16 protein-coding genes and 2 tRNA genes are annotated in these 22,090 nt (G+C 65.9%); 16 read left to right on the top strand and 2 right to left on the bottom strand.

Annotated elements, in window-relative coordinates:
• Positions 1-21: 21 nt before the first annotated feature.
• The 4 genes from gyrA (at position 22) to CIK77_RS09230 (ending at position 3,256) form a co-directional block, all read left to right on the top strand.
• Entirely contained in the window at positions 22-2,583 is a 2,562-nt protein-coding gene (gene gyrA / locus CIK77_RS09245) for a DNA gyrase subunit A (RefSeq protein ID WP_087055870.1), read from the top strand.
• The gene (locus CIK77_RS09240) at positions 2,580-2,978 is read left to right on the top strand and encodes a DUF3566 domain-containing protein (protein ID WP_087055871.1); all 399 of its coding nucleotides are present in this window, start codon (positions 2,580-2,582) and stop codon (positions 2,976-2,978) included. Before gyrA ends, CIK77_RS09240 begins: the two co-directional genes overlap by 4 nt.
• Before the next feature lie 109 nt (positions 2,979-3,087).
• A tRNA-Ile gene (locus CIK77_RS09235) sits at positions 3,088-3,161 on the top strand.
• 22 nt (positions 3,162-3,183) lie between these two features.
• Positions 3,184-3,256, top strand: a tRNA-Ala gene (locus tag CIK77_RS09230).
• Here CIK77_RS09230 and CIK77_RS09225 read toward each other — a convergent pair.
• A complete protein-coding gene (locus CIK77_RS09225; protein ID WP_249268676.1) occupies positions 3,230-3,715 on the bottom strand; it encodes a DUF2470 domain-containing protein in 486 nt (161 codons plus the stop codon). The genes CIK77_RS09230 and CIK77_RS09225 overlap by 27 nt on opposite strands.
• Positions 3,716-4,022: 307 nt before the next feature.
• Between CIK77_RS09225 and CIK77_RS09220 the strand changes: the two genes are divergently transcribed.
• The 8 genes from CIK77_RS09220 (at position 4,023) to CIK77_RS09185 (ending at position 16,039) form a co-directional block, all read left to right on the top strand.
• Entirely contained in the window at positions 4,023-5,852 is a 1,830-nt protein-coding gene (locus CIK77_RS09220; RefSeq protein WP_087055873.1) for a hypothetical protein, read from the top strand.
• A 162-nt stretch (positions 5,853-6,014) separates the two neighbouring features.
• Positions 6,015-8,420 carry an HtaA domain-containing protein gene (locus CIK77_RS09215; RefSeq protein ID WP_087055874.1) on the top strand — a complete coding sequence of 802 codons (2,406 nt, stop codon included), beginning with the start codon at positions 6,015-6,017 and terminating at the stop codon, positions 8,418-8,420.
• 38 nt (positions 8,421-8,458) lie between these two features.
• The gene (locus CIK77_RS09210; protein WP_140403559.1) at positions 8,459-9,331 is read left to right on the top strand and encodes an HtaA domain-containing protein; all 873 of its coding nucleotides are present in this window, start codon (positions 8,459-8,461) and stop codon (positions 9,329-9,331) included.
• Entirely contained in the window at positions 9,328-10,461 is a 1,134-nt protein-coding gene (locus tag CIK77_RS09205) for a heme/hemin ABC transporter substrate-binding protein (protein WP_170934204.1), read from the top strand. Before CIK77_RS09210 ends, CIK77_RS09205 begins: the two co-directional genes overlap by 4 nt.
• Complete coding sequence (locus CIK77_RS09200) at positions 10,458-11,540, top strand: FecCD family ABC transporter permease (RefSeq protein WP_087055876.1); 1,083 nt, start codon at positions 10,458-10,460, stop codon at positions 11,538-11,540. The genes CIK77_RS09205 and CIK77_RS09200 overlap by 4 nt, the downstream gene beginning before the upstream one ends.
• A complete protein-coding gene (locus tag CIK77_RS09195) occupies positions 11,537-12,340 on the top strand; it encodes a heme ABC transporter ATP-binding protein (protein ID WP_087055877.1) in 804 nt (267 codons plus the stop codon). The genes CIK77_RS09200 and CIK77_RS09195 overlap by 4 nt, the downstream gene beginning before the upstream one ends.
• Positions 12,341-12,767: 427 nt before the next feature.
• The gene (locus tag CIK77_RS09190) at positions 12,768-13,553 is read left to right on the top strand and encodes a hypothetical protein (protein ID WP_114347242.1); all 786 of its coding nucleotides are present in this window, start codon (positions 12,768-12,770) and stop codon (positions 13,551-13,553) included.
• Between the two features lie 278 nt (positions 13,554-13,831).
• Complete coding sequence (locus tag CIK77_RS09185) at positions 13,832-16,039, top strand: alpha/beta hydrolase (protein ID WP_170934205.1); 2,208 nt, start codon at positions 13,832-13,834, stop codon at positions 16,037-16,039.
• Here the strand turns inward: CIK77_RS09185 and CIK77_RS09180 are convergent.
• Positions 16,036-17,091 (bottom strand): LacI family DNA-binding transcriptional regulator, encoded by a 1,056-nt coding sequence (locus CIK77_RS09180; RefSeq protein ID WP_087055924.1) that lies wholly within the window; start codon positions 17,089-17,091, stop codon positions 16,036-16,038. The genes CIK77_RS09185 and CIK77_RS09180 overlap by 4 nt on opposite strands.
• Before the next feature lie 226 nt (positions 17,092-17,317).
• Between CIK77_RS09180 and CIK77_RS09175 the strand changes: the two genes are divergently transcribed.
• The 4 genes from CIK77_RS09175 to arfA all read left to right on the top strand — a co-directional run bounded on the left by CIK77_RS09175 (position 17,318) and on the right by arfA (position 22,083).
• Complete coding sequence (locus CIK77_RS09175) at positions 17,318-18,217, top strand: carbohydrate ABC transporter permease (RefSeq protein WP_087055880.1); 900 nt, start codon at positions 17,318-17,320, stop codon at positions 18,215-18,217.
• A complete protein-coding gene (locus CIK77_RS09170) occupies positions 18,214-19,101 on the top strand; it encodes a carbohydrate ABC transporter permease (protein WP_087055881.1) in 888 nt (295 codons plus the stop codon). Before CIK77_RS09175 ends, CIK77_RS09170 begins: the two co-directional genes overlap by 4 nt.
• Positions 19,102-19,147: 46 nt before the next feature.
• Positions 19,148-20,476 (top strand): ABC transporter substrate-binding protein, encoded by a 1,329-nt coding sequence (locus CIK77_RS09165; RefSeq protein WP_087055882.1) that lies wholly within the window; start codon positions 19,148-19,150, stop codon positions 20,474-20,476.
• Positions 20,477-20,571: 95 nt separating this feature from the next.
• Positions 20,572-22,083 carry an arabinosylfuranosidase ArfA gene (arfA, locus tag CIK77_RS09160; protein WP_087055883.1) on the top strand — a complete coding sequence of 504 codons (1,512 nt, stop codon included), beginning with the start codon at positions 20,572-20,574 and terminating at the stop codon, positions 22,081-22,083.
• Positions 22,084-22,090 lie beyond the last annotated feature (7 nt).

Raw genomic sequence — 22,090 nt, 5'->3', positions numbered from 1 at the left:
TAGCGAAGAGAGACAGAACACATGAGCGACGAAACGCGTCCGGATCCGAACGAGGGCCACAACCACGGTCGGATCGATCTGGTCGACCTGCAGTCGGAGATGCAGCGCAGCTATCTCGACTACGCGATGAGCGTCATCATCGGGCGAGCGCTGCCCGATGTCCGCGACGGCCTGAAGCCCGTGCATCGCCGTGTCATCTACGGCATGTACGACGGCGGATACCGGCCGGACAAGTCGTTCTCGAAGTGTGCTCGCGTCGTCGGCGAGGTGATGGGTCAGTACCACCCGCACGGTGACAGCGCGATCTACGACACCCTCGTGCGCCTGGTGCAGTCGTGGGCGATGCGCTACCCGATGGCGCTCGGCCAGGGGAACTTCGGCACGCCGGGGAACCAGGGGGCGGCCGCTCCCAGGTACACGGAGACGAAGATGGCTCCGCTCGCGCTCGAGATGGTGCGCGACATCGACGAGGACACCGTCGACTTCGAGGACAACTACGACGGGCGCGCGCAGGAGCCGACCGTGCTGCCGGCGCGGATCCCGAACCTGCTGGTGAACGGGTCCGTCGGCATCGCCGTCGGCATGGCGACGAACATCCCGCCGCACAACCTGCGCGAGGTCGCCGACGGCGCCCTCTGGGTGCTCGAGAATCCCGACCTGCCCCGCGAGGAGCTCCTCGCGGGTGTGATGCAGCGGATTCCCGGTCCGGATTTCCCGACGAAGGCCCACATCCTGGGCACGAAGGGCATCGAGGAGACGTACCGCACAGGGCGCGGCTCCATCACGATGCGCGCTGTCGTGAATGTCGAGGAGATCCAGGGGCGCACCTGCCTCGTGGTCACCGAACTGCCGTACCAGGTCAACCCGGACAACCTCGCCGTGAAGATCGGCGAGCTCGCGCGCGAGGGGCGAGTGCAGGGCATCGCGGACATCCGGGATGAGACATCCGGACGCACCGGCCAGCGCCTCGTGGTCGTGCTCAAGCGCGATGCCGTGGCGAAGGTCGTGCTGAACAACCTCTACAAGCACACGGACCTGAAGACGAACTTCAGCGCGAACATGCTCGCGATCGTCGACGGTGTGCCGCGCACACTCCCGCTGGATCGCTTCATCACGCTGTGGATCGCGCACCAGCTCGAGGTCATCGTGCGCCGCACGCAGTTCCGCCTGCGCAAGGCGGAGGAGCGCATGCACGTGCTGCGCGGATACCTCAAGGCGCTCGACGCTCTCGACGAGGTGATCGCGCTCATCCGGCGCTCGCCGACCGTCGACGAAGCGCGCGACGGACTGAGGGACCTGCTCGACATCGACGACATCCAGGCCGATGCGATCCTGTCGATGCAGCTGCGTCGGCTGGCGGCGCTGGAGCGGCAGAAGATCATCGACGAGGCGAACGAGCTCGAGGCGAAGATCGCCGACTTCAAGGACATCATCGCCAGCGACGCCCGCCAGCGCGACATCGTCAAGACCGAGCTGACGGGCATCGTCGACAAGTACGGAGACGATCGGCGCACTCAGATCCTGATGGGCTTCGACGGCGACGTGTCGATGGAGGACCTCATCGCGGAGGAGGAGGTCGTCGTCACGATCACCCGCGAGGGCTACGTCAAGCGCACGCGCAGCGACAACTACCGCTCGCAGCATCGCGGCGGCAAGGGCGTGCGCGGTGCGCAGCTGAGGGCCGACGACGTGGTGGAGCACTTCTTCGTCAGCACGACGCACCATTGGCTGCTGTTCTTCACCAACACCGGTCGCGTGTACCGGGTGAAGGCCTATGAGCTGCCGGAGGCCGGTCGCGACGCCAAGGGCCTGCACGTGGCGAACCTGCTGGCGATGCAGCCGGATGAGCAGATCGCCGAAGTCATCGAGATGCGCAGCTATGAGGATGCCGAGTACATGGTGCTCGCCACCCGCAACGGTCTGGTGAAGAAGACCCGCCTGAGCGAGTACGACTCGAACCGCCAGGGCGGCATCATCGCCATCAATCTGCGCGAGGGCGACGAACTCGTCGACGCGATGCTGGTGAACGGTGACGACCACATCCTGCTGATCACCGAGCGCGGCATGTCGCTGCGGTTCGAAGCGAGTGACGAGTCCATCCGACCACTGGGGCGCGCGACGAGCGGCGTGAAGGGCATCTCGTTCCGCGACGGCGACAACCTGCTGTCGGCATCCGTGGCGAGAGACGACACGTACGTGTTCACGGTGACCGACGGCGGCTACGCCAAGCGCACCGGCATCGACGACTACCGCCTGCAGGGCAGGGGCGGCATCGGCATCAAGGCGCTGAAGATGAACGACGATCGCGGGCTTCTCGCCGGTGGTCTGGTCGTGCAGGAGACGGACGAGGTTCTGGTGGTTCTCGCCAAGGGCAAGGTGGTACGCTCGGCCGTTGCCGAGGTCCCCGTCAAGGGGCGTGACACGATGGGCGTGCTGTTCGCACGGCCTGACAAGAACGACAAGATCCTGGGAATCGCCCGCAACAGCGAGCGCGGACTGGGTGACGACGAGGCGGCGGACGAAGATCCGGATGCCGCTGAGACCTCAGCTCCCGAGACCACCGAAGAGAGCACGGACGAATGAGCACGGTAGCCGACAAGCTGGCACAGAAGAGCTCGCGCAAGCCGCGATCGAAGCAGGTGCGCCTGCGCCTGGTGTACATCGACTTCTGGTCGGCCATCAAGCTGTCGTTCCTGGCAGCGATCGTGGTTGCGATCGTGACCGTCGTGTCGTTCTTCCTGATCTACATGGTCATCGACACGATGCACATCATCGATCAGCTCGACGAGTTCATCGCCGGCTTCGCGGACATTCAGATCGCCTCGTTCATCGGTCTGCCGCAGGTGATGGCGTTCGCCGGCGTTCTCGCCATCCTGAACCTGATCGTGGTGACCGTGCTCGGCGCCGTGATGGCCGGAATCTACAACCTCGCGGTCAAGGTCTCGGGCGGTCTGCTGGTCGGGTTCACCTCCAACTGATCCTCACCGCGCGGTGCGACACGGCCGGGAGACGCACGATTCGCACCGCGCGGGATCATTCGGTAAACTCTTGAAGGTTGATCGGCGAGAGCCGAGATTCCTTCACAACGGGGCTATAGCTCAGGCGGTTAGAGCGCTTCACTGATAATGAAGAGGTCCCAGGTTCAAGTCCTGGTAGCCCCACTCTCCAATTTCATACCCGCAAGGGGCCTTAGCTCAGTTGGTAGAGCGCCTGCTTTGCAAGCAGGATGTCAGGAGTTCGAATCTCCTAGGCTCCACAATTGAAGACGTACTAGAACACCTGACATCGGTTGGCTTGGGTGCGAGGGCGGCGAACGGCTCGGTGAGCCGGATCGTCGCCCTTTCGTCTTTGCTGATCTCGATGCCGTCGGTGAGCGCCTGGTTCGCGAGTTCTTGTGAGCGGGAGGCGAGGTGTTCGTCGAACGCGGCCTCGACCTGCGCTGCGAGCGCGGTGTACTCGGCCTCGGTGACAGCGATGTCTTGGGAGCAGTCAGCGACGCGTTGCTCAGAGCGACGACTTCGCGGCGGACGGCGGGCCGCTCCGTGATCGGGCCGCCCGGCCGCGACATCCGCGCTGACACCGTCGATCTGTCGCCGGTCACGGCGCACCACTCGCCTCCGTCGCCATCGAAACCACTCATTGTCGCGCTCTCTGCGGACGGGTCGACGAACGCGCGGGCGATCAGGGCATTGTCGTCTCGGTGATCGTGGTTCATGTGCCGAAGCGCAGCGTCGATGACGTGCGACGCGAAGGTTGCGCGCAACATCAGGGTCGCTTAGGGTGACCTTAGTTAGGTTTCCCTGAGTTTCGGCTCGCCTGCGGGCGCATCGGGGCTCGGATGCAGAACTGCCTGAGGCCGGGGTGGCGACCGGACCGAGATGGCGGAGCGAGCGCCCTCCCTACCAAGAAGCAGCGCCCGCTCCCAGCCGCCGGCCTCAGGCTGACACGCGCCGTTGGCGCGCCTGAAAACAGCGGGGCCGCGCGGCCACGCTGATTCTACCTCCCGGAGGAAACGGAATCACATGGCAGAGACAGCATCACTCATACCGCCGCGCTGGCGTGGCGCACAGCACAGAAAGCGGGCCGTCAGCTTGTTGACCGCTACCGCGCTGGCGTTCGGGGGCGCGATCCTCGCCCCACTGACCGCGCAGGCGGCGGAGCAGCCGAGTTTCACGGCTGAGGTGACGGAGGTCGCGAACGAGCGGATCGATGTCGCGATCGAAGGCGACGGTTACGGTGACGTTCAGGCGCTGCCGGGTCAGACTGAGCCGCACGCGTATTTCACGCTGATCGAGAAGGACTCGGATCTGTCCGAGGTCGGTCAGGCAGACACGGCGATCTCTGCAGAGGTCGCGCCCGACGGTACGGTCAGCGATGTCCTATCGGTTTCCGCCGGTGAGCTGGTCGAGCGCACCTCGTATGAGGTGATCTCCTGGCCTTCCCGCTCGTTCCCCACCGCGGAGAACCTGTATGCCCGCACAGACATCACGATCGACTGGGCCGCGCTCTTCCCCGAGGAAGCGCCGGTCTTCGAACCCAGCTTGTCTGTTGACCCGGCGACGGACCTGAACCCCGAAGGCGACACCGTCACCGTGACGGGCACGGGCTACAACCCGGCACAGGGCATGTACGTCTTCCTGTGCGAAGATGTCGACCTTCCGGCCGACCTCTGGTCGCTCGCACTCGGATGCCGCGAGGGCGCCGCCGTCGTCTACCCCATCGACGACACCACGGACGGCCGCGTCACCTTCGACGAGGACGGCGCGTTCGAGCTCGAGTTCGATGTGAAGCAGCTGAACGAAGGGACCACATCGGTCTACACCGCCGCGAACCACACGGCCACGTCAGATCGGGGGCAAGACGCGAAGGTGACGCTCGCATTCGCCGAGGCCCAGCCGGAGCCGGCTCAGCCGACGTTCACGGCAGAGGTGACGGAGAAGGCGAACGAGGGCATCGATGTCGCGATCGAAGGCGACGGTTACGGTGACGTTCAGGCGCTGCCGGGTCAGACCGAGCCGCACGCGTACTTCACTCTGGTTGAGAAGGACTCCGACCTGTCAGATGTGAGCCAGTCGGACACCGCGATCTCAGCCTCGATCGAGGCTGACGGAACGCTCAGCGACGTGCTGTCGGTTCCCGCAGACGAGCTGGTGGAAGGCACCTCGTATGAAGTGATCTCATGGCCGTCACGGTCCAACCCGACCGAAGCGAACCTGTACACCCGCACCGACATCACGATCGACTGGGCCGCACTCTTCCCAGACGATGAGACTCCCGGCGAAGAAGAGCCCGGTGAGGAACAGCCCGGTGAGGAAGATCCTGGCGCTATCACGGTCACGATCATCGACTCCAGCGGCGACGCCGTCACGTCGGTGACGCAAGGCGATGACATCGGAATCACCGTTAGCCCGGTCGAGCCGGGCGTGGAGTTCACCGTGACCGTCGAGTCTGATCGTGTCACGCTGCCGACCGCGGTCGCGGATGCGGATGGCGTCGCTTCGACGACGTGGATCGTTCCCGAGGGCTTCGAGACAGGCGAGCACACTGTCACCTTCGCTTCCGCGGACGGTGCAGATTCGTACAGCGCCGCGTTCGAGGTGCTCGCCGCCGGAGACCAGACCCCGGACGATGGCGGTTCGGACGATGACGCAACCGGCGGTGGCTCCCATGAGGGCAACGGTTCCGGCGCCGCCGCTGGCGGGACGACGGACGGCGGCAGGGGCAACGGCATCCTCGCCGCAACCGGCGCGGATGTCCCGTACGGCCTTGTGGGGATCGCGGGAGTGCTGACCCTGCTAGGGGCCGCCGTCCTGATGGCCAACCGCCGCGCGAACGCGGGCACCGCCCGCTGATCACAGCATTCGGCTGCATCTCGGGCACGAGCCAATCCCTCCTTCGGCGGCTGGCCAGCCGCCGAAGGAGGGACCGTGTCGCGTGGCAACGGATACGACAATCCGCAGCCGATCTGCGGATCTACGACGAATGACTGAGGACAACCCAGGAAGTGGTGCACTGTGGCTCGATCCATACCCCTGCGCAGGGCCGTCAGCCTGTTGACCGCCGCCGCCCTGGCACTGGGGGGCGCGCTTCTGGTGCCCTCTGCTGCGCAGGCGGCGGAGCAGCCGAGTTTCACGGCTGAGGTGACGGAGGTCGCGAACGAGCGGATCGAGGTCGCGATCGAAGGTGCCGGTTACGACGATGTGCAGGCGCTGCCTGGCCAGGCCGGCCCGCACGCATACTTCACAGTGATCGAGAAGGACTCGGACCTGGCAGCAGTGGAGGACACGCAGGCGGCGATCTCGGCGAGCATCGACGACGACGGCAGGATCAGCGATGTCCTGCCGATCCCCGCCGAAGACCTAGACCCGTCACGCGAATATGAGGTGATCTCGTGGCCGTCGCGCTCGTTCCCGACCGCTGAGAACCTCTATGCACGTGCTGATATCGCTGTCGAATGGAACGTGCTCTTCCCCGGCGGTGCGCTGGAACGGGCCACCGTCACCCTCTCCGCCAGCTCGTCCTCGGCATATGTCGGCCAGGAGATCGAGTTGACGGCCAGGATCGCTCCTGACGTCGACGGCACCATCACGTTCTGGAATGGGAGCGAGCGGCTCGGCAGCGCGGTTCAGGCGACCCACGGCACCGCCGGGCTGACGACGAAGAACCTGCCAGTTGGTGATCACAGCATCACCGCCCGTTTCGTTCCGGACCCCGACGGCTACGCGGAATCGGTCTCCAACAGGGTGTCGGTCACGATCAGCGAACGGTCGGCGGAGGGCAGCTTGCAGTGGGGTGTGAAGAGCAACTTCCGCAGCTACGTCACCGGAGACATCGCAGGCGGGCGGATCATGGTGGCGGAGGGAGCAAAGCAGGCTGCGGGGAACGGCGTGTTCACTTTCCCGCAGGCCACCTCCGGCAGCACGTGGAACGGGCAGACGGGCACGGTCCAGTATGCGGGCCAGGTGACCTTCTACGGCCACAGCGGTGCACTGAATCACACGATCGCGAACCCGTCGATCCGAGTCACGAACGCGACGAACGCGGACTTGAGGATCAGCTACAACGGCAGCACTATCGTTTTCGCGACCATCGACCTGTCATCGGCCACGCGACAGGGTCTCACCGGTGACGCGGTGCGCTTCAGCGGCGCGCCCGCGACGCTGACACGCGCTGGCGCGCAGTTCTTCTCCTACCAGGGACACGAGTTCTACAGCCCCGGAGAGGAACTCGATCGGGTCACGTTCACGATCGGGCAGGCCAGCGATGTCGGCGTCACCGAACCCCCGACGACCCCGGGCGCGCACGGCAGCGAGAACCCGAACCCGCCCTCCAGCACTCCGGCGCCTGCTGCGGCGCAGGACTCGGCGGCGGCCGGCTCGTTGCGATGGGGCGTGTCCAGCGCCTTCGTCGCCTACACCACCTGTGAGGGTAAGGAACGCTTCGGCTACAGTCACTGCGCCAAGGGATCGATCTCGACCAGCGGCGTCGGCAACGGCTACCTCTTCCCCCAGGCCACCGGGAGCGATTGGGATGCCGAGAGCCAGACCGGAACGGTCCGCTACTCGGGGGTAGTGAGCTTCCAGGGCTACGGGATGGCGATGTTCGCCGTGTCGAACCCCTCGATCACCGTCCACAGCCCGGAATCGGCCACGCTGCACACGGGGAACACCGCGAACTTCGGTGTGTCCTCGTACCCGCTCGATCTGTCCTCCGCGACGAAGACCGGGGGCGAGAACGGTGAGGTCACCTGGTCAGGGGTCGGCGTCGAAGGGTCGCTCACCGGCGGTCCGGGCGGCGGCAGCTCGAACAGTGTCGGTTTCGACGACCTGACGTTCACGGTCGGCACGGTGAGCTCGGAGTCGTTCGGCTCGACCTCGGCCGGCGACGAGGACACGGCGTACACGGCCGCTGAGAGCGTACCGACAACGGCGGGGCTCGAGGTGCTCACGCCCGCCGACCGGATCCGCGCCGGCGGCCGCATCCAGTTGCAGGCATCCGGGTTCGACGCGGACGACCCCGGCGTGCTCGTCGTGCTGTACGGCACCGGTGATGACACCGGACCCATCGTGCTCGACGAGGGCGCCGCCGCGGATGCTGACGGCCTCGTGACCTGGTCAGGCACACTCCCCGATGACGTCACGGGCGACCATGTCATCACGCTGCAGGGCAGCTTCGACGCGGGCGCCGAGATCGAGATCCTCGAACGGGAAGCTCCCGTCTCCGCCGGCACCGCGGCAGTCGTACCCAGCGGGGGAGGGGAAGCAGTGGCAACCGGTCCCGCGCAACCCGTGCCCACTGGCGGCATGGCGCTGTGGGAGTGGTGGACGATCGCGGCGAGCCTCGTCGCGATCGCCGGATGCACATCGCTCCTCGCGATCCGTCAACGCCGCGCACCTACGGCCGTCGTTTCTCCTGCGTAGCGCCGCGCTCATCGAACGCCAGATAGAGAGAAGGACCTGTGAATCCTCGTTTCCTCATGCGCGCTGGCGCGGTGGCTGCCGCCGTGTCGATGGCTGCGGTGCTCACCCCGCCCGCCGCACCTGCTGCCGCGGCCGCCGATACGGCGAACGGCTGCGAGATCAGCGTCGGCACCCTCTCCTGGGGTGTCAAGGAGAGCTTCCGCGCCTACATCAGCGGGACGATCGCGCACGGATCATGGGAGACGTCCGATGGCGCCGAATACGACACACCGCAGTTCCGCTGGAGCGGTGCGACCGGGAGCATCGACCCCGAGACGGGCACGGGCGCCGTGTCGTTCACCGGCACGGTGAACTTCACCGGACATGACGGGGTGCTCGACCTCAGGCTCGCGAACCCGACGATCGAGTTCGACGGGCAGGGCGCGGCCGCGCTGCTGCTCGACGCGCGGAGCAACGACATGGAGGGGGAGGTCGCCGTCGACACTGAGCAGGAATGGGTCGGCGACATCGCCGTCGACCCGAATCTCACGCCGAACGGCGGGGAACTGGTCATCGACGAAGCGCCGACCACGCTGACGAACTCCGGCGCGACCGCCTTCGCCGGCTTCTACGAGGCAGGCGCAGAGCTCGACCCCCTGACGCTCACGCTCGACCTCGGCGACTGCAACGCCGTGGCGCCGCCGGACGACGACGTGCAGGCGGATGCGCAACCGGACGCGGATCAGACACAGGATCCACCATTCGCCGCCGCACCAGGCGATGTTCCGTGGGTGCCGATCGGAGTGGGCGGGGCAGCGCTGCTCATCATCGGTCTCACCGTCGGCCTGCTGATCGGAGGACGCCGACCCACCGCACCGGGTGCCGCGTCGCGCGATGGGAACGACGACGACCAGCCGGGAGAGACTTCGTGACCGCGGGATCGGGCCGGCGCTTCTCGGCCCTCATCGCGGGTCTCGCCGCCACGGCGCTGCTCCTGACCGGGTGTGCCGACAGCGGACACGGCACCGACTCGGCGGACGAGGAACAGCGCCCCGCCCTGAGCGAGCTCGACGCCCTCGACGACCCCCGCGACTACGAGGGACCCTCGACCGCGACGCTCACCGACAACGAGATCGCCCCGTTGACACACGACCCGGACCAAACCCTCCCCGTCACCGTCACCTCCTACCGTCAGGATGGTACCGAGGAGCAGGTCCAGATCACCGACACGAGCCGAGTCGTCGCCGTCGACCTCGCCGGTTCGATCGCAGCCAGCGTCTGGGCACTCGGGTTCGGCGACACGCTCGTCGGAAAAGACCAGTCCACCACCTTCCCGGGAACCGAAGACATCGAGACGGTCACCTCGGCAGGACACACGGTCAACGCGGAGACGATCATTGCGCTGGCACCGGACGTCGTGATCACCGACGGCACCGTCGGCCCGCGCGACGTCATCGAGCAACTGCGCGACGTGGGCATCACCGTCGTGTTCGTGAACAACGACGCGTCGTTCCACGGAGCCGAGGAACTGGCGCGACAAGTCGCCGGGGTCTATGGGGCCGCCGAGGCGGGCGACATGCTCGCCGACCGCATCCGCCAACAGGTCGACAGCACGATCGACCAGGTCGCAGCACTGGCTCCCGCACAGGACGAGGATCGCGTGCGCATTCTCTTCCTCTACCTGCGCGGCAACGCGGGCGTCTACTACATGTTCGGCTCCGAATCCGGGGCGGACGAGCTGATTGACGCGCTCGGCGGTGTGGACGTCGCGAACGAACTCGGCTGGGAAGGCATGAGGCCGATGACCGACGAGGCCCTCGTAGCCGCCGACCCCGACCTGATCCTCACCATGACCGGCGGCATCCAATCCGTCGGCGGCGTCGACGGCCTGCTCGAGGAAAAACCCGCGATCGCGCTCACCGCCGCAGGTGAGCACCGGCGCATCGTCGACATGGACGACGGCACCATCCTCTCCTTCGGGCCGCGCTCCGCCGAGGTCATCGACGCCCTCGCCCGCGCCGTGTATGCCCCACATGGATCCGCCGGCGACGAGGATCGATGACGCGCACCGAGGCCGCGACACTCAAGGCCCAACCGTCCAGCGCTCGCTACGGGCGGGGCACGGTCGTGATCGCGGTGACCGTCGTGCTGCTCGCCGTCGGGACCGTCTTGTCCGCAAGCCTCGGACAGCTCCCCATCGGCCCGGCGGAGATCGTCGGCTCGATCATGCGCGCCGTCGGGATCGACAACCCTGCGGCTCCGGTTGACCGGCTGATCGAGCAGACGCTGTGGCAGATCCGTTTCCCTCGGGTTGTGATGTCTCTGCTTGTAGGCGCGACACTCGCGGTCGCGGGGGGCGTGATGCAGGCTATCTTCGGCAATCCCCTGGCCGAGCCGGGCGTCGTCGGGGTCTCTTCGGGCGCCGCGCTCGGTGCGTCCGCCGCGATCACCTTCGGCCTGTCGGCATTCGGAAGCTGGACGGTCGCCGCCTTCGCCTTCCTCGGCGGGCTCGTCGCCACGCTGATCGTGTACGGCACTGCCCGCGCCCAGGGCAGAACCGAGATCGTCACCTTGCTGCTCACCGGCATTGCCATCAACGCGTTCGCCGGAGCGGGCCTCGCCCTCATCATGTTCCTGGGCGACACCCAGAGTCGGGAACAGATCATGTTCTGGCAACTGGGCTCCATCAACGGCTCGCGTTGGAACGAGGTGCTCGTCGTTGCCGTGGTCGGTCTGGCCGCCGCGGCGATCGCGATCCGGCTCGCCCCGCAGTACGACCTACTCGCCCTCGGCGACCGCACCGCCGCGCACCTGGGCGTCAAGGTGGAACGTCTGCGCATCCTCTCGGTCGTGGTGGTCGCGCTCTTGACCGGCGTCGGCGTCGCCTTTGTCGGCATCATCGCCTTCGTCGGCCTGGTCGTCCCGCACCTGGTGCGTATGATCCTCGGCCCCGCCCATCGCAGGCTGTTGCTGGTCTCGGTGCTGGGCGGGGCGACACTGCTCGTCTACGCCGACCTGTTGGCCCGCACGCTCGTCGCGGCGTCCGACCTGCCGATCGGCATGCTCACCTCCATAGTCGGAGGCCCCTTCTTCTACTGGCTCATCCGCCGCAACCGGCGCAAAGCCGGAGGATGGGCATGAGCGGCACGCCGCGGCCAGGCTCGCGGAGCGCGCTGAGGGCCGAACTGGTGACGTATCGGGCGGGCGGTACTCGCATCGTCGAGGGCGTCGACCTCGAGGTGCGCTACGGCGAGGTGCTTGCACTGGTTGGCCCGAACGGTGCAGGGAAGTCCACCCTCCTCGGCCTGTTCGCCGGAGACACCACCCCGTCATCCGGGACGGTGCTGGTGGGCGAGCGGCCGCTGACGCTGTGGTCGCAGACGGAGCTCGCGCGCACGCGCGCAGTGCTGCTGCAGGCGAACCAGATGGCGTTTTCCTTCACCGCACGGCAAGTGGTCGAGATGGGGCGGGCACCGTGGGCCAGCACTGGACACGCGGACGACGACGAGCGCGCTATTGCCGACGCAATCGCTATCACCGACACTGTTCATTTGGCCGACCGGATGTTCCCGACTCTCTCCGGCGGGGAGAAGGCGCGCGTATCGCTCGCACGTGTGCTCGCACAAGAGACAGCCATCGTGCTCCTCGACGAACCGACCGCCGCGCTCGACCTGCAGCACCAGGAACACGTACTGCGCATCGCCCGGGACCTCGCCTCCCGCGGGCGTGCCGTGGTCGTGGTGCTACATGATCTCTCGCTCGCCGCCGCGTACGCGGACGAGATCGCCGTGCTGCACAGCGGGCGTCTCATAGCGCGCGACACTCCACGTGCAGTGCTGACCGCTGAACGCATCGAGACTGTCTACAGAACTCCGGTGCTCATTCTCGATGACCCCGGAACGGGGGCGCCGATCGTCCTCCCGCGCCGTGAGCCCCTATGAAGAACTCAGGGGTGCACATTCCGCGGCATCGGTACGGTGCTGACAGACGCCAGGTCCGCTGGCGGTCGATTCCGATTCCTCGCCGGTACGGTCCTCACTGATCCGCAGGTATTTCGATCTGAGAACAGGTCGAGACGCACCACTTCTGCCGAGCACACCTCCGTCGTGGAGCCTGCCTCTCTTCGTATCTTGATCCGCCGTGACGTGGGTTCGCGACGCTCGGCCTGTTCAGGCTCTCAACCGAGTTGGAGGTCGCCTCGCCCACCAGGTTCGCTGGTCCAGCTTGCCGTGGCCTTCACGCGCCACCAGGCACGGTTCGAGAACACAGCCGTAGACTTGAGTCGCTGCCCGAGCTATCCGAGATCCGCAGCGAACGAGGCTGTTTGCAGGGGACGGAGCGTTGGGACACATGGCACGAGCGAGCTCAGTGGACTTCTGGCACGCGGTCGAGACCCTCTCCGACCGCGGCAAGCCGATCGTGTATCCGAAACAGCCGATGCGAAGCATTTCGTTTCCGGTTGCGATCATCTCGCTCACCACCCTCGCCATCGCCACTGTCCCATTGGTGCTGCTGGACCCGGACCGGGCAGATGGTCTGCCCATGCTGCTGTCGCTGTTCCTCTTCCCGATGATCGCCGGAGGCCTGATCATCGAGCTTGTCGTGCTCTGCAAACTACGGCAGCAGGAGCCTTTCTGGACACTGCTGTGGTGGCCGCTCGTCGTCCTCCCGGCAGGTCTCCTCGCCATGAGTATCGGACCGATGCTCGCTCACCCTGTCTACTTCGACGTGACGAGTTCCTCGAGTGCCGCCGGGGTCATGCTCACGTTCGCGTTCATGGTCTTCCTCGGCCTTGGACTCAGTTTCCTGCTCTGGGCATTGGTCGTGTTGCCGCTGCGAATGCTGGGTCTGGCAGCGTTCGATGCCATTCGCGGTGAACGCGTCGCCGCGTTCCGGCTCTATGCACCGCTCATACTTCTCGCGATGCCTGCCATCACCCTGGTGATCGTTGCCAGCGTTGGTGATGTGGAGGCCAACAGGGCAGCGGTCGTGCAGTTCGTTTTGGCGGTGCTCGGCATTCCCGGTGACTATGAGATCGTTTGGCAGCCGGGACTCTGGATCGTGCGTGGAATCACGCTCGCGCTGATCGGGAGCGCGATCTGGGCGCGTGCCGCGTCGGGTGCGCGCAGCAAGCGGAACACCGGCGAAGCGTAGGACGCGAGGGGCCGGAGCCGAAGGAGGCGCTCTTCGGGGCGACGAGCGTCATCGAATGCGAGGACTGCTCGTGCTCAGAGATGCTGCGCATCATCCTTCGTCAAGATGAGCATACAACGTGGTAATTCCTGTTGACATTGCCAGCACTGCGCTCCATGCTTGCACACGGGGTGGCGTACCACGTTGTAAAGGCGCATCTTCCGGTTTCGTTCCCCTCGCCGATGAGAAGGATCACGGCGCAGAGTGCGGCTGCACTCGCGTACTGAAAGGAATCAATGGTGATTGCAACTCGAACACGCATCTCTCGATCGCGCGGTGCGGGCCGCAGATGGACGGCGCTCATCGCGGCAGGTGCGGTGGGCGCTGGGGCTCTGCTGGCGGCTCAACCCGCTGCCGCAGAACTGATCGCAGACGACCCGTGGATCTCCGAACCGGCCGACGGGGTCTATCAGTTCTCCGTTCCCCACTCCGTGGTGGTGGATGAGGTCGGGGCCGACCCCGCGGGCTTCGCGGTCGAGGGCAGTTTCGGTCCGGGCCACGAGTGGTCGCGGTTGAACCTCGGTCGCGACGGCGACACCTGGTCGGCCAAGATCGGTCCTCTCGAGCCCGGGCAGTACTCGTTCCAGTACGAGGCGATCACCTCCGAACAGGAGATCGTCGAGTTCCGCAACCCCGACACCGAGCAGACGGTGACGTCTCGGCCCGAGCTGTCCACCTTCTTCGTGCCTGGCGACTCGGCCGAGTGGCTGCAGGACGCAGCGGGTGGCGGAGAGCTGACGACGCTCGACTACGACAGCAGGGTCGCGCACGCCGAGCGCTCTGCGCAGGTGTGGACGCCCCCGACCTACGATGCGAACCGCGCGGAGCCATACCCCGTGCTCTACCTGCTGCCGGATGAGGGTCAGGCATACAGCGAGTGGACCGAGCTCGGGCGCGCCGCGCAGATCCTCGACAATCTCGCGCTTTCGGGGGAGATCGAGCCGATGGTCGTCGTGATGGGCGACGGCGACACCTCTGACGTCCAGGGGGAGATGCTCCGCAACCTGCTTCCCGCCGTGGAAGACGGGTTCCATGTCTCGTCCGATTCGGATCAGCGTGCGATCGCTGGCATCGGACGCGGAGGGGCCCAGGCACTCGAGCTGATGGTGAAGAAGTCGAAGGAGTTCTCGAGCGTCGGATCCTTCTCAGGACACTTCGACGGCAAGATCAGCAACGGGCACGCGAAGCAGGTCAACCGGAACACCGATCTCGTCCGCCTGTACGTCGGGAACACGACGGACGCCTCCTACAACCAGAACGTCGCGCTCTCCGAGAAGCTCGACACGGCCGGCGTCGAATACGAGACCGACGGGTCGAACCCCGCCTACGGCGACATCTGGGAGACCTGGCAGGAGGCACTGGCCGACTTCGCGCCGCGCCTGTTCCAGGACGGCGGCGACCCGGGGATGAGCGAGGGGCATCTGCCGCTCGACGGCGAGCACTCGCTGCCTGATCCCGGAACGACACCGACGCCCTGGATCGACGAGAACGGGATCGTCACCTTCGAGACCGACGAATTCCCGGATGCGACGAACGTCACGGTGTGGGCCAACTGGGGCCCCGCCGGCAACTGGCTGCGGATCCCCATGATCCGAGACGGCGACCGGTGGCGCCTGACCGTCGGGCCGGTCGACGGCGGTTCGTACTACTACAAGTTCACGGGCGACGGCGTCGACGTCAAGGATGAGTCGAACCCGACGGTGGTGAACTCCGAACCGACCTGGAGCACGTTCCAGATCGCAGGCGACAACCTGCGCGGGGAGTACACGGCGGATGCGGCACCGGAGGACCGCGGCGACGTCACGACGATGGAGTACGACAGCACTGCAGGCGAGACCCGTTCGGCGTACGTCTGGACGCCGTCGGACTACGACCCGGATCGCGCAGACGAGTACTCGACGCTGTACCTGCAGCACGGCGGCGGGCAGGTGTGGAGCGACTGGATCCAGGTCGGGCGCGCTGCGCAGATCCTCGACAATCACTATCTGCGCGGAACCATCGAGCCGATGGTGGTCGTGATGGCGGACGGAAACGGCGTCGACTTCCCGACCGAGATCACCGAGAGCATCGTGCCGACGGCCGAACGCGAGTACCACGTCAGCGACGACAGCGCAGACCGCGCGTTGGCCGGGCTGTCGATGGGCTCAGGGCACGCGCTGAGCACCTTCTTCGCCCACCCAGGGGAGTTCGCATACATCGGGCTCTTCTCCACCTTCGGGTCGGTGCCTCCGGATGCCGACGTCGAGGAGCTCAACGAGGTCACGGAGCTGCTCAGCATCTACTCCGGAGACATCCAGGACTTCACCTACGAGCCGACCCTGGCTCTGATCGAATCCCTGGAGGAGAACGGCGTCGAGCACGAGTTCAACCCGCTGATCCCCGGCCCGCACAGCTGGGACGTCTGGCAGAAATCGCTGATCGACTTCCTGCCGAAGCTGTTCGTCTAGGAGCGTTCCCCGTCCACGTCCGATCGGCCGTGGACGGGGAAGCCGGTCGACTCGCGCCGGATGATCCGGTAGTCGGGTTTGACGGTGCGGGGCCGCTGACCGGGCGCCTTGTTCTCGATGCGTTCGATGAGCATGTCGACGGCGTCGGTTGCGATCTGATCGCGACCGACGTCGACGCTCGACATCGACGGAACGGTGAACTGCGATTCGTCGATGTTGTCGAATCCGATCACGGCGACGTCTTCGGGCGAGCGCAGCCCGGCCTCGCCGAGGGCGCGGAGCGCGCCGAGCCCGAGTGAGTCGTTGAGCGCGAAGACCGCGTCGAACCCGACGCCGTCCCGCAGAAGGCCCCGGATCGCCATCGCCCCGGTGGACCTGCTCCAGTGCGGTCCGTGACGAATGAGATCCGGATCGACCGGAATGCTCGCGCCTTCGAGCGCTTGGAAGTAGCCGGCAACCCGGAGCCTGGCAGAACTCGCCTCGTCGTCCGCGTCGTGCTCGGCACCGATGACGGCGATCCGACGCCTGCCGATATCGATCAGGTGCTCGACGGCCGCGCGAGCGGACGAGACATTGTGCATGGCGACGTGGTCGGTCGGCCCGCCGAAGATGCGCTCGCCGAGCAGCACCAGCGGAAACTCGGTATCGAGAAGCGGAGCGTCCGGCTGCCCCAGCCCCACCGGGCTGAAGAGCAGTCCGTCGGTGAGGCGAGCCCGTTTGTCGGTGAGAACTTCGACTTCGCGTTCGCGGTCGCCGCTGGTCTGTTCGACGAGCACGCTCAGTCCGTGGCGGTCGGCCGCTCGGATGACCGCGTCTGCGAGCTCGGCGAAGTAGTTCTCACGGAGGGACGGGACGGCGAGGCCGATCACACCCGTGCGGCCCGATCGGAGGCCGCGGGCGGACATGTTCGGGCGATAGCCCAGCTCGTCGATCGCTGCGCGTACGCGCTCGCGCGTGGAGGGGCGGACGTGCGGGTGCTCGTGGATGACGTTGGAGACCGTCTTCATCGACACACCCGCGAGCTGTGCGACATCCTGCATTGTCGATGCCATCGCGCCCCCGTTGCCGTCTCTACCGCGTTCTGCCCCGCTTCCGACCACTCTAGCCATCGAAGGTTCGGGACCGATCCTTACAACGATATCCGAACACACGGAGGACAGTCCTGTGTCGCGGATCCCACTGTACAAGCGGGAGTGACGTCGCCCCTTGCGCCAGCAATTACAGCGCTGTAACGTGAGATCCGGCAAAGGCGCCGACTCCCTCACTCAGGAAGATGCAATGAAGCGACTGCTGTACTCGAAGAAGGCCGCTCCGTATCTGTTCGTGCTGCCGTTCATCATCACGCTGCTCGTGTTCTGGGCGGTTCCGGTCGGGCGCTCCTTCGTGATGAGCTTCCACGAGGTGCTGTACGGCCAGGAGTCGTTCGTCGGCGTCGCGAACTATGAGCGGATGGTCGGCGACCGCGTGTTCTGGCAGGCGATGTGGAACAGCTTCCGGTACATGGTGCTGACGATGGTGCTTCTGGTGCCGATCCCGATGGTTCTCGCCGCCATCCTCAACTCGAAGATCGGCAGCGACCGCGTCAAGTCGTTCTTCAAGGCGTCGCTGTTCGTTCCGGCGCTCACCTCGCTCGTCGTGGCCGGTCTGGTGTTCCGGCTCATGTTCTCGGAGAGCGAGACGGCCGTCATCAACCAGGTGTTCGGTGCGATCGGCCTCGATCCGGTGCGCTGGCTGCGCGAGGACGTGCCGGGCCTCGTCGTGCTCCTGGTGCTCGCAGTCTGGCGGTGGACCGGCGTGAACACGATGTACTTCCTCGCGGGTATGCAGGCGATTCCGCGGGAGTACTACGAGGCGGCATCGATCGACGGGGCCGGACGGGTCGCTCAGTTCTTCCAGATCACCGTGCCGAATCTGCGTCCGACGATCGTGTACGTGGTCACGATCAGCATCTACGGGGGCCTAGCGATGTTCACCGAGAGCTTCATGCTCTACGCCGGCAACCAGTCGCCCAACAATCAGGGGCTGACGATCGTCGGGTACCTGTACCGACAGGGCATCCAGCAGAACGACATGGGCTTCGCCTCGGCCGTGGGCGTCGTCCTGCTGGCCGTGGTGCTCACCATCAACATCACGCAGCTCACGCTGACGGGAACCTTCCGGAAGGAGGAGGCTCGATGAGCGAGACGCGCACGAGCATCCCGATCGTCGGGAACGAACGGCCGAAGCTCCCCTGGCCGGTCCGCTGGGCAGGATTGATCCAATCCGCTTTCCTGATCGTCATCGCGGTCATCGCCCTGGTCCCCATCCTCGCGATCTTCCTCGGCACCTTCCAGGACGGCGGAACACTGCTGCGCAGCGGCGTCACCTTCGCCATCGACTTCGGCTCGTTCGATCTCGACAGCTATTGGGTGCTCCTGACCGAGTCCGGCGACTACTTCGTCTGGTTCTGGAACAGCCTGTGGCTGACCGCCGTGCAGGTCGTGCTCACGCTTCTGATCAGTTCCTTCGTCTCGTACGGCATCGCGATGTACGAGTTCCGCGGAAAGCAGGCCGTCTTCATCGCCGTACTGATCGTGATGACGGTGCCGTTCGAGATGATCATGCTGCCGCTGTACGTCCAGGTCAACGACTTCGGCCTCGCCGACACCTTCACGGTGATCTTCCTCCCCTTCCTCGCCCACGCGATGACCATCTTCTTCTTCCGTCAGTACTTCCTGGGCGTGCCGTACGAGCTTGTGGAGGCCGGGCGGGTCGACGGGGTGTCGGAGTTCGGCATCTTCTTCCGACTCGTGCTCCCGATCGCCAAGCCGGCCGTCGCGGCGATGGCGATCCTGAACGGCATGCTGTGCTGGAACAACTTCCTCTGGCCGCTGCTGGTTCTGCGCAGCTCCGACAAGTTCATCCTGCCGATCGGTCTGAACGCACTGCTCACACCGCACGGAAACAACTACGACCTGCTGATCGTCGGCGCGTTCTTCTCGCTGATTCCCATACTTCTGCTCTTCCTCGCCTTCCAGCGCTACTTCATCGAAGGCATGACCGCCGGTGCGGTCAAGGGCTGAGCGACCCGAGTCTGTCCCTCACAGTGAATGATCAAAGGAGACCATCATGAAAAGGCGCAAGATCCTTCTGACAACGGCGGTGCTCTCGCTTGCGGGTGTGACGCTTGCCGGATGCGGTGGCGGCGGTGGTGCCGAGGAGCCCGTCGTCAACGACGACGGTTCGACCGTCGTCGATATGTGGGTGTTCGCTGAGGTCCACGCGGCGTTCTACGAGGCCATGGCCGATGCGTGGAACGAGGCGAATCCCGACCAGGAGATCGACCTGCAGATCACCATCTACCCGTACGAGGAGATGCACAACAAGCTGCAGCTCGGTCTGAACGCGGGGGAGGGTCTCCCTGACGTCGTCGACATCGAAGTCAACAAGTTCGCGAACTTCGTGCAGGGAGACAACCCGCCGCTCGTGGATCTGACCGAGGCAGCGGGGCCGTATGCCGACGACGTCGTGCAGGCGCGTCTCGACCTGTACTCGAAGGACGGCTCCGTGTACGCGTACCCGACGCACGTCGGTGCGTTCGTCGCGTTCTACAACGCGGAGCTCTTGGACGAGGCCGGAATCGACTACACGACGATCGAGACATGGGACGACTTCCGCGAGGCGGGTGCGAGCTACCACGACAGCACCGGGAAGCAGTTCGGCGTCGCGGAGACGGGCGTCAACTTCGTCGATCCGCTCATCACCGCTCAACTGGGCGGCGAGTGGATGGACGCGGATGGCAAGCCGCAGGTGAACAGCCCGGAGGCCGTCGAGACCATCGAGATGATGCAGGAGATGCAGGATGCCGGTGCGATCTCGACGATCCCTGGCGGCAGTCCGGATGACGAAGAGGCCTTCGGTGTGATCAACAGCGGCGATGTCGCCGCGGTCGTGTATCCCGCCTGGTACACCTCGCGGTTCGTCGACTACATGCCGGATCTCGCGGGGAAGGTCGCGATCGCACCCGCACCGGTCATCGAGGGTTCCGATGTGCGGACCATCGGCGGCGGCGGCACGGGCACGGCCGCGCTCGCCGGGTCGCCGGTTGCCGAGTTCGCGGCTGAGTGGCTCGCCTTCGCCAAGCTCTCGCCTGAGGCGAACGTGGCGGTGTGGGAGGAGCTCGGCTTCGACCCCGTGAACATGGCGGTGTGGGAGGACGAAGCCGTCACCCACAACCCCGAGAACAAGTTCAACGAGTACTTCCAGACGAACCTGTTCGACGTGCTGAATGAGGTCTCCGGCAGCATCGGCCATTGGGAGTCGTTCTCGGCGCCTGACTGGCCGTCGGTCGACAACCTCTTCCGCACCGTCACGCTCAATGAGGCGTTCGAGAACGGCGTGCCTGCCCAGGAGGTGCTCGACCAGGCGCAGTCCGACCTCGAGAACGAGCTCGGCTGAACCTTGCCCGGTGGCGACGCGCTCCGCGTCGCCACCGGGCGCAGCTCATCCCTGATGTCGGCATCGCGCCGACCTCTACCGAAAGGAAACCATCCATGCTGACCGCCTCCGTCACCGTCGACCCCGCCTTCGTCGTCGGCCCGGTGCGTCCGCGCACGTTCGGCTCGTTCGTCGAGCATCTCGGACGCTGCGTGTACACCGGAATCTACGAGCCAGGGCACCCCTCCGCGGACGCCAACGGCTTCCGCGGCGACGTCATCGAGCTCCTGCGCGAGCTCGGCGTGACGACTGTGCGGTACCCAGGGGGCAACTTCGTGTCGGGGTACCGATGGGAGGACGGTGTGGGGCCGGCGGACGAACGACCTCGGCGCCTGGATCTCGCGTGGCACTCCACCGATCCGAACCAGGTCGGCGTCGATGAGTTCATCGCGTGGTGCCGTTCGGCAGGCGTCGAGCCGATGATGGCCGTGAACCTCGGAACACGGGGCGTGCAGGAGGCACTCGACCTGCTCGAGTACTGCAACGGCACCGGCGACACGCACTTCGCGAATCTGCGGCGCGCCAATGGAGCGGATGAGCCGTACGACATCCGGATGTGGTGTCTCGGCAACGAGATGGACGGTCCGTGGCAGATCGGGCACAAGACGGCGGAGGAGTACGGCAGGCTGGCGGCTGAGACGGCGCGCGCGATGCGCATGATCGATCCGGATCTCGTCCTGGTCGCGTGCGGATCATCCGGATCCGGCATGCCGACCTTCGGCGAGTGGGAGCGGATCGTGCTGACCGAGTCGTACGAGCAGGTCGACATGGTCTCGGCTCACGCGTACTACTACGAAGAGGACGGCGACCTGAAGTCGTTCCTGTCGTCGGCGATCAACATGGATCACTTCATCGAGTCGGTCACCGCCACGGCCGACGCGGTTCGTGCGGCGGGCAAGCACGACAAGCGGATCGCGATCTCCTTCGACGAGTGGAACGTCTGGTACCAGAAGCGGGCAGAGTCGAAGGTTCCTGAAGGTGATGACTGGCCCGTCGCGCCCGTGCTCCTCGAGGACAAGTACAACGTCGCGGATGCGGTGGTGGTGGGCAACCTGCTGATCTCGCTTCTGCGGCACACCGACCGGGTGCACTCGGCGTCGCTCGCCCAGCTGGTCAACGTGATCGCGCCGATCATGACCGAGCCGGGCGGGCGCAGCTGGCGTCAGACGACCTTCCACCCGTTCTCCCTCACCGCCGGTCACGCGTCGGGCCAGGTGCTCCGCGTCGCGATCGACGCACCCACGTACGACACGGCGAAGTTCGGTTCGTCCCCCGTGCTCGACGCCGTCGCGACGCACGATGCAGAGACGGGCGACGTCGTGGTGTTCGCCGTGAACCGCTCGACCGAGGAAGAACTCGACCTCACAGTCGACGTGCGCGGCGTCGGCGAGCTTCGTCTGGTGGAGGCCCTCACGCTCGCGCATCCCGACCCGATGCGACAGGCGACGGCTGACGATCCGGATTCCGTGGTTCCGCGCGTGAACGACAGCGCAGCCATCGAGGGGGAGAGCCTGAGTGCGGTGCTGCCGCCCGTGTCGTGGGCGATGCTGCGGCTGACGAAGAGCTGAGGGCAAC

This window comes from Microbacterium sp. JB110, from assembly GCF_003335195.1.
GTDB lineage: Bacteria > Actinomycetota > Actinomycetes > Actinomycetales > Microbacteriaceae > Microbacterium.
This window is presented reverse-complemented; position numbering and strand designations above follow the sequence as displayed.

Bases quoted from the DNA above. Each gene is read 5' to 3' on its own strand.
- CIK77_RS09165 (WP_087055882.1), top strand. From the start codon at position 19,148: ATGAAAAGGCGCAAGATCCTTCTGACAACGGCGGTGCTCTCGCTTGCG.
- CIK77_RS09240 (WP_087055871.1), top strand. From the start codon at position 2,580: ATGAGCACGGTAGCCGACAAGCTGGCACAGAAGAGCTCGCGCAAGCCG.
- CIK77_RS09175 (WP_087055880.1), top strand. From the start codon at position 17,318: ATGAAGCGACTGCTGTACTCGAAGAAGGCCGCTCCGTATCTGTTCGTG.
- arfA (WP_087055883.1), top strand. From the start codon at position 20,572: ATGCTGACCGCCTCCGTCACCGTCGACCCCGCCTTCGTCGTCGGCCCG.
- CIK77_RS09200 (WP_087055876.1), top strand. From the start codon at position 10,458: ATGACGCGCACCGAGGCCGCGACACTCAAGGCCCAACCGTCCAGCGCT.
- CIK77_RS09170 (WP_087055881.1), top strand. From the start codon at position 18,214: ATGAGCGAGACGCGCACGAGCATCCCGATCGTCGGGAACGAACGGCCG.
- CIK77_RS09195 (WP_087055877.1), top strand. From the start codon at position 11,537: ATGAGCGGCACGCCGCGGCCAGGCTCGCGGAGCGCGCTGAGGGCCGAA.
- CIK77_RS09220 (WP_087055873.1), top strand. From the start codon at position 4,023: ATGGCAGAGACAGCATCACTCATACCGCCGCGCTGGCGTGGCGCACAG.
- gyrA (WP_087055870.1), top strand. From the start codon at position 22: ATGAGCGACGAAACGCGTCCGGATCCGAACGAGGGCCACAACCACGGT.
- CIK77_RS09180 (WP_087055924.1), bottom strand. From the start codon at position 17,091: ATGGCATCGACAATGCAGGATGTCGCACAGCTCGCGGGTGTGTCGATG.
- CIK77_RS09225 (WP_249268676.1), bottom strand. From the start codon at position 3,715: ATGAACCACGATCACCGAGACGACAATGCCCTGATCGCCCGCGCGTTC.